Source organism: Metalysinibacillus jejuensis, assembly GCF_003057615.1.
Classification (GTDB): Bacteria; Bacillota; Bacilli; order Bacillales_A; family Planococcaceae; genus Metalysinibacillus; species Metalysinibacillus jejuensis.
In genome coordinates, this window is sequence record NZ_QAFW01000067.1 from 1 (window position 1) to 8,658 (window position 8,658).

Below are 8,658 nucleotides of genomic sequence, written 5' to 3' on the forward strand. Positions count from 1 at the left end.
TTTTACTCAAATGTCGGAAAGATTCAACGTGCTGTCCAAGGCTTTATCCAAATGATTAATCAAACACCTGAAAATACGGTGAATAGGCTGTGCTTGAAACTCTAATTTTCTTTCACCGTATATATAGAAATAAGAATAAAGCAAAACCTATCTTATAAATGAAAAGCCCTTGAACTTTTACATTGTTAAAATTTCAAGGGCTTTGACTTTTTAAAAGGTGATTCAGATTCAATGAAAAAAGGAAGGCCAAGGTTTCCCTTTACCTTCAGCTACCGAATCGTCGAAATGAGAAATTTTAGTGTGTCGTTTTTGGGGAATTTTAACCCGATATTGACAATTGTATTTCGTAAGTTAAATTTGAACCAATTGTTATTAAATGAAGCCTTCTTACATCTTCCTGCTGTACCACAGGAAGAATAAAACTATCTTGCTTAATGTTTACTCCAACGCTACTCGCTCTCACTTTAAGTATAACTAAAGCTACTTTAAGTGAACTTTTAATACTGTATATATCAATCAACATTAATATCTGCTATCAACCAATCAACCCACGCTTCTTGGTAGGACACTTTTTTATATTTCTTCATTTGTTCAGCTACAGCTGGCAGTATTGTTATGGATTGCAAGTTGGACAAACGCTTTGCTGTTAGCTCACCTGTCATCGCCAAATGGTAACAAGTTTCATCCATACGCCAAAAATGAACTCGTCCACTATAGCGATTATTAATATTTTGAGCAATACGTAGTCCTTCTGGATCTAAATCACCTGAATAATACATTTCAATGTCAAAGTCTAATAAATCCAACAAGCGCCAACTTGCCATACGTAACTGCCCATGCGTACAAATAATCGGAGCCGTAGGGTGAGCGTCCATTAAAGTAGATGCAACACCTGAGTTCTCTACAATATAAACGCGTTTACCAATAGCTGGTCTCACTTTAGTAATAGAAGTTAAGTGTCGCATTGGCATATTTAATGCATTCTTTGTCGCTACTGCGGCTTGCCACAGAGGATGCAACTCATGTTGTTCATAGCCTATAAGCCCTTGAAATGTAACGAAATTCCATAAATCGTCTTGAATAATTTTCAAGTTTGCTAATAAATCAACCTGCTCTTCTCTCGTTTTTGGATAACTCTCTGGTTGTTCACTTAAACTATACACTGCATGCACCAATAGTTTGCCTACTAGGTTATTACCATCAAATGCGTGCGGATTTCCTGTTACTTGTTGCGCTAAAATAGGTAACCTAATAAAATCGTTGCATTTAAGTTGTCTGTTAACAGCCTGTGCTACTAATTGAATAGCAGGAAGTATTGCTTTTTGCTCTTGCCAAATAAACTTCGAATCCCCTGCTTGTTTATTAATTTGGTCGTACCATTGTGGTAAATCACTCAACACTTCCTGTAAATCATTGGTGAATTGTTTTTTTGTGTCGTCTTTAAGGCGCTTCTCGTCTTCTTTTGAATGGAGTTTTTCTTCCAACACCTGTTCTATTAATGCTTTCAAAGTAAACTGGGAGAAAGATGTTGTTGCAAGTTGGGTTTCAAATTGCTGAAGTGATACACTACCTTTTTGATTAAGTTGGTATTCGGAAACGCCTAAAAAACCAGCAATTTCTTTAACTTCATCAGCTGTAAAATCCTGCAAGCTTACATTACCTCTCATACGTCCAAAGGAATAATATTTCCGCTTAAATTGCTTAAATAACTTCAAAAATGCGGGATGTCTAAAAACATTTATCTTAGTCAATTAGCTCACGTTCCTTACCATTCCAACGATAGTTAAGTACAGTAACATAGTCTGCATTTTTAGGTCGTACTAATTCAGCAATCGCCAAGTTAGATACGGTATCATAATCTCCCCAAATTGCTTGGGAGTTCATAATGTAATTGAAACCGAGTTGCTCTACTACTTCAAACATATCTCTTATATTTTGTTCATCAACACCTGCAAACGCTTCATCCAATGAAATAATAAATGGTGCCATTGCGTCCGCCTCTTTATAACGAGAGTAAGCTGCTGTAAATAATGGGATGTACATAGCCATCGCTTTTTCTCCTCCACTGAATTTATAAAAAGCGTTATTGGTTAGTTCTTTCTTCGTTTCATTTTGACGTGTGTAATATAAAATAAATGAAAACCATTTACGATAATCAAGCACTTCTTTAAGTACTTGGCGTAATGTATTACCTTCATTTCTTACACTTACTATCTCTTTAGCGCTTTCAATACGTGAACGGAAATGTTTAGTGATTTTCTTTAAATCAACTTCACTTAAAAAACTACTTTTACGCTGCAATAACTGCACTAATTCCTTGGTATCTAATTCATCTTCTGCCTCTGCTGTACGCGGCTTCCAGTTTACAGAAAAAATTAATCCAGATGAGTTATCTCTAGTCGCCATAATATTATCCATCTCTTTTACCCATTGTTGAGCACGAGCAATGCGTTGACGTAAAATCCTCCCCACTGAATTAACAATAATATCCTCATAAAGCTCTCTATCTTGCTCATCTAATAACTGATGATTATATGTTAGTTCATCTTGTAATACACTATCAATATGATACGGGCTAACATATTGCCCTCTGTACTCCAACTCAATAATATGGCGATTACGTAATTGTTTAAAATTTTCTATTTTATCATCATTAACTGCTTCAAACTGTGACAGTAATTTACTTTTATTTATATAGCTTTTACTATTGTATTCTGCAAGAACTATTAATTGTTCATTTGTAATACGCGTCAAATTTTCTCCAAGCTTGACACGGTCTTGGTTTGTTTTAAACTGCTTTGTAAGAGCTTTAGGGCATGTGTCTTCTACTGGTATAAATTTAAAGTTTAATTCTTCCTGTAACGCTTGCTGCCATTGCAAAAACATTAGGTTAGCAAAATGTTCCTGTTGTTCAAGTCGCTGAAGTTCTTCTTTCATATATTTATATTCAGTCTCTTCTTTCGGACATATTGTACGAATTTCCTCAAAGCGTGTTTCGTTTATTAACTTCTCTTGCTGAACTTCTGCTATTCTTTGCTGTACATCTTCTGCTCCTTGTAATTTCAGTTGATATTCTTGTGCATGTATTTCTTGCTCAAATACTTTTTCTGCATACTGTTCATCAATTATTTCACTATGAATATCGTCAAGTATATCTCTACTATTTTCTACTTGCTGCGCTATTTCTTGCAATCTATTTTTTGTTACTTTTATTTTGTCAAAAATTCGGTGTAAATCATTTAATTGTGCTAAGTACTCATCATGAGCTTGTACTACTTCCTTTAATTGGTCAGTATTTTTCGGGATATTTAGCATATTTTCTTCAAGGTTCAACTGCTGTTGAATTTTCTTTAGTTGCCCACGTATATCCTGCCACTTTTGCTCTATTTCTTGTTGTTGAAATTGTCGATTTTTTTGACTTTCTTGCTGTGTGTAAACTTCCATACGAAGATCATTTAATGCTTTATCTGTTGGGATTGTTGATTCCCAAGACGCCATTTCTTCTAATTTTTCGCTTAATAAACTATGGGAAACTATTGTGGCTTGGAGCTGTTCATTAAGCTGCTCAATTAACTGTTTTTTACGTAAAATTTGTTCCTCTTGATAGCGTTTACGTGATGTTCTACCAATAAAACGAGCAGGACCATGACTTGGAGCATGTCCCTTTATTAGCCCCATTCTATAAAAACCTTTAGCATCAATCGCAAATTCGTTTATTGTCGTCTCTACTGGAATACTACGTAAAATTTCATCAATTAGCGCTATCGGTACACTTTCATCTTCTACATCAGGTTGTAAAAAATCCGCTAATGTAAAATCTAGTAGCTTTGGATTTGTTAGTAAAACAGCATCTTCTTGTACGATAAAATTATTTGGTGAAATTAAACTATCCAAAATGCCTGTAGTAAGTAAAGCGTCTTCAATATAACCTTTCTGTTGTTCTGTAACGTGAGATTGAAATTCTACTGCTGCATAAAATGGTACGTAAGATATCCCTTGTGCAGTAAGTTGCTCACGAAACGCTATTTTCCCTTCTTCTCGCTGAGGCTCTGCTAATTTTGTAGCTTTCAATTGTTGAAGATGTTGTTGTTCTTTTATAATTTCTGTTTTTAGATGTAACTGAGACTGCTCATTTGTAGCTAAATTCGCCATCTTTTCAGCACGCAATTTATTTAAGGATCTAGTTAAAATAGCCGTTGCCTCGCTGTAAACTGTATCTTCATAAAGTCGTTCGATAATTGACGAAACTTTTTGTTGTTCTTCAACAGTAAAAGGCAAAGCATCATGATTATCCATCCAATTAGAAAGCGCCATCTTTAGTTTATGCTGTTCTTCCCTATACCAATGTTCAGATTGTACTAATTGTGTTTGACCTATATCTAATTCACTGGTAATTACGGAATACGCTTGCTCAGACACTTTCTCTTGTTTATGCAAACTTTCTTGGGTTGCTACTAATGACGCTATATTTCGAATTTTCTCTTTATGTGCACTCACTTCTTTTTTCCAGTAATCAAAATAAGGTGTCCCTTTGTCATAGCTCTCTACATTTATTACGTGCTGAGTAAAATCTGTTTCCTCCGCTAGAAGCTTCATATTTAAAAGAAGTTCTTGCTTTTCATATTCAATTTGAATCAGTTTTTCTTCTTGTTGTTTAATTGCTTGTTCATGTTTTAAATAATTAGTATTTTCTTTATCCTTACGCATTTGTAGTTTAGTTAGTTTTTGTTGTACTTTCATTAAATATTGCTTGTTTTCTTCAAGCTTTTTCGTAATCGCCCATATTTCATGGTTATTCAGAGACTGTTCTTCATTGTTTAATATCCTTAAGGCTAATTTCGTTTCGTCTAGCTCTTGGTGTAGCCTTTCAATATACCGTTCTTTACTCTTCATATCTTCTACTAAATCTTTTTTACGAGATGAATAGTTTGAAAGCTCATCTTCTGCTAGCATTACACGTTCAGCGCATTCCCCTAAAATATACTTATTGTAAACATCATAACGCTCTACAATTTTTTTATTTGCTGTATATTCTAGCGTTAGTTGCTCCAACTGTTGCTCTGTTTGGTCCATATTTTCAATAACATCTGACAAATGACTCAGCTCATCATCTGTAATCGGTGGCAAAGCAGATGTTAAAATATCGTATAATACAGTCGGTTTAAAATCTTTAGATAACTTAGGTGCGCGTAATTGAATAAGTAATTTTACTAAATCCTCATACGCTTCCATTGTTTCAAAGCCAAATATATATTTATTTACAAGCGCTGCGTAATCTTTTTGACTATCCGTTACTATACCGCCAGTACTTATGCGATTCGTTAGTTCTTTTTGAGAAAACGGAATTAACTCCTTTTCGCTACGGTGCGCTAATTCAAAATCAATTCCAATACGACGATTATCTGTAATAACGAAATACCAAGATTTTAAATCTTTATGACGCCGTGCTTGCATACCTATACCGGTTGTTATATATTGCTCTGTACCTAACATTTTATACTCTATAAACAAGTAGCCCGTTCTCTCTTCTCGATTCGAAACCCCTTCTTCACCTAATAAATAATCGCTCATCTTTCTCGCCTTTGACCCAAATGGATCTAAACGATCTGGCGATTTTTTACCGTCTAACAACACAGGGATAAAACTTTGCATCGTAACTGACTTCCCTGAGCCATTCGTTCCCCTAAGTAATAGCTTACCGTCTGCAAATTCAAATATTTCTTCATCGTAATACCAAAAGCTTAACAAGCCAGCCCTATTAATTTGCCACTGTGTCATAATTTCTCCTCCTTGCTATAGTCTGAGGGATAGTTTCCTACAAATGCGCCTAATAACGAGTGAATATAAATAAAACCTGGACTAATTGAAGCCATTCGCCAGTAGATTAGTTCATCTATAAGTTCTTTTTGTACACTGGCTATTGATTTGTCTCGATACAATTTGGCCCATCCCTCACCTAATTGCTCTTTAAGTTGTAGTAAAATTTCCGTTAGCTGATGTTCCGCCAATGCAATAATGCCATTTTCTTGGCTGTTATAATTAGCAATATGTTGATGAAGATATTGTGATAGTTGCAAAATAATATCTGTAATCGCTTTAGTGTTCGGAAAGCTTTGATAGTATCGCTTAGGCTCTGTTACCGATAAGAACGCAACATTTTTAAAAATATGCAATTTAAAATCTGTATACTTTTCTATATCATCATTAATGCGATTTCTATAGTTACGTACATATAAAAAATCTTGGTCTTGATTACTTTCTCTATAAAGCGCTGGCGTTAAGAGTAATTGTCGATAAACTCTTTTACGCCTCTCATCTTCACTCATTAATTGATGCTCTAGTTGCAAGAGCTCTTGCGCATTCTGTAGTTGGGTAAAAGCCTTTGGGTGTGCCCTCATAAAGTAGCGGCTATAGATTGTAACTTCGTACAATACCTCTTGCTCTTCATGATGGTCAAAGCGTTGGACATCACCATCTATAATTTCAACCAAGTGAAACTCTACAAGTACCTTCATTACACGAATTAATGATTTACGATGATGAAATAACGTCCAATCTAAAGCGATTTGTGTATAACTCATGGCTTGAATTTCTTCTGTTAATTCTGATAGTAAAAACTGTTCTTCAATGCGCTTTCCTTCAATAAATGCTAAAGTATAGCAGAAAACAATGTAATCCATCGGTGTTGTAAATTGCTGAATCCCCATCCAGCTTTCTGCTTTAACAGGTAGTTTATCAAGTTTTATAAAATGTTGGTGAACATGCAGTTGTAAACCGAGCTTATTGGAGACATAGCGTTGTAATACTTTTTGCCGCTCTCTAATTTGTCGATACATATTTGCATTATCTTTTCGTAATACCCATAAATGATGCAATAAATAATCCAAACCTTGCACAGCTTTCTCATCAAATACTTCCTCCATACTATGCCTCCTTCACATATTCAAATAAAGCATCTTGAATTAATAGATCACCATCTTGCGCCCTTAACGTTGTTTTTTCTTCAAGCATCGTTATACGTAGCAGTGTACCAAACTCTGTAGTTACTAAATTCTTGTCATTAGTTCTCGCTTTTGACATCCACGTTAATAATAGTTTTCTCATAAAAGGTTCTATTACACTGAGTTTTGATAATTGCACAGTGCCATGCTTAAAGTAATTTTTCACTAACAATTCTTGTTGCCTACGCTCAGATAAGTATTTTTCACGTTGAGCTCTTTTTTCCGTTGCCTTTAAATCAATACCTGTCGCTTTTGTTTTTTCACGGTACCGATTAGTGCGTGGTTTAATTACTATTTTTTCTGGCTTCTCAGACCATGTGTCACTATACAAATCATCCGTCGTATCTGTTTTCAGTTGCACATGTTGCGTTTGCATAGCACCAAACACTATTGCGGATATTTCATGTGCTTCTACTATTGTTGGACATTCACTAAACCACTTTGCTAACTGTAAATAATCATTTTGTCTACTTTTAAAGTAGTGCTGACGCTCTCCTAAACGTTGTACATAACGTGTGACTCGTCTAATCATTTCATTTGTTTGCCATTGTAGCATTTCTAACTCACTCTTTTGACCGTCAGTTTCCAAAAACCATCTTTTAATCGACTCAAATTTTGCTTGATAGCTTTTTAAACGACTCTCATCAGAAACGATGACTCCTGCTATTTGATCATGTATTTTATCTTTAGTCATAAGGCTGTCAAACACGGCTAACATTGTATGTTCTATACTTTTGTTTTGTAACAACTCTATAATTTGTAAAGAAGTTTGCTGCAATGAAACAATAAAATTTCTCAAGTAATGGCTAAATTGAGTTTTATACACTAAAAAAGCTTCTGTACGCATGCGCTGATCAATCTTTTCACTATTAATATACGCAATATAATCTGCTGTATTTTTTCTAATTTCATTAAAGTAGTGAATAATATCTTCCCAAATCTTCACTTGTTGCTCAATGTTCAATGATTTATCTTCTAAATTTTTCAAAGTCTCTAACAACCGTTCAAATTGCGAAGATTCAAGAGAACCACTAAAAGTATTATCTACAATACTTTCAAGCTTAACTAACATACGTTCTATTTCGATTGTATATGGTGTAGGTTGGTAACGAAAACGCTTCTTTTTATACTCTTCTACTGTACGTGCCTTAGTCATATCTTGCCGCGCAACTAAATTATTCCACAAAACGAGTTGTGCTAAATTTTGGTGGAGCTGTTCTTCATCAAAATTTTCAAATTGATTGAAAGTGCGCATATGGTGTAACACTTCTTCTGGAGCTATATAGTCTCTCATTCGCTCATGTTGCTCATAAAAAAATCGCAAAATAACTCGATATTGCGCTGCAGAAGGTGCTGTTAAATAGCTTGTTTCAATCACTTGCTTAGTCAAAACATTCATTTGGCAACCACTCACTCTCTTTTTCTTACATTATAATCAAACGACTACAACTTCTCTACGATTTAATAATCTTATTTTTCTCAATTTAAAAGCCCTAAAAACACTTAATATGGTATTATTATCTAAAAAAGGGCTCATCACCATAAGTTGGGGTTGACTTACTAATAAGACCTTAATTTTCCAATAGTGTATAGAATAAAAGCGAAAACTCGTGTATCGTAATTGTTGATGAGACAAACCACGATAGGAGTTTTCGCT

4 protein-coding genes are annotated in these 8,658 nt (G+C 34.7%); all 4 read right to left on the bottom strand.

Going from position 1 to position 8,658, the window contains the following annotated elements:
* Positions 1–512 precede the first annotated feature (512 nt).
* Positions 513–1,667, bottom strand: coding sequence for a TIGR02679 family protein (locus DDE80_RS12985; protein ID WP_108308306.1), 1,155 nt, complete (start codon positions 1,665–1,667; stop codon positions 513–515).
* Positions 1,668–1,743: 76 nt separating this feature from the next.
* On the bottom strand, positions 1,744–5,778 hold the full coding sequence (locus DDE80_RS12990) for a TIGR02680 family protein (RefSeq protein WP_108308308.1): 4,035 nt from the start codon (positions 5,776–5,778) through the stop codon (positions 1,744–1,746).
* Positions 5,775–6,923, bottom strand: a complete 1,149-nt coding sequence (locus DDE80_RS12995) for a TIGR02678 family protein (RefSeq protein ID WP_108308310.1) — start codon at positions 6,921–6,923, stop codon at positions 5,775–5,777. The genes DDE80_RS12990 and DDE80_RS12995 overlap by 4 nt, the downstream gene beginning before the upstream one ends.
* A gap of 1 nt (position 6,924) precedes the next feature.
* The gene (locus tag DDE80_RS13000; protein WP_108308311.1) at positions 6,925–8,400 is read right to left on the bottom strand and encodes a TIGR02677 family protein; all 1,476 of its coding nucleotides are present in this window, start codon (positions 8,398–8,400) and stop codon (positions 6,925–6,927) included.
* Between the last annotated feature and the right edge of the window lie 258 nt (positions 8,401–8,658).

Bases quoted from the DNA above. Each gene is read 5' to 3' on its own strand.
- DDE80_RS12985 (WP_108308306.1), bottom strand. From the start codon at position 1,667: ATGAGAGGTAATGTAAGCTTGCAGGATTTTACAGCTGATGAAGTTAAA.
- DDE80_RS12990 (WP_108308308.1), bottom strand. From the start codon at position 5,778: ATGACACAGTGGCAAATTAATAGGGCTGGCTTGTTAAGCTTTTGGTAT.
- DDE80_RS12995 (WP_108308310.1), bottom strand. From the start codon at position 6,923: ATGGAGGAAGTATTTGATGAGAAAGCTGTGCAAGGTTTGGATTATTTA.
- DDE80_RS13000 (WP_108308311.1), bottom strand. From the start codon at position 8,400: ATGAATGTTTTGACTAAGCAAGTGATTGAAACAAGCTATTTAACAGCA.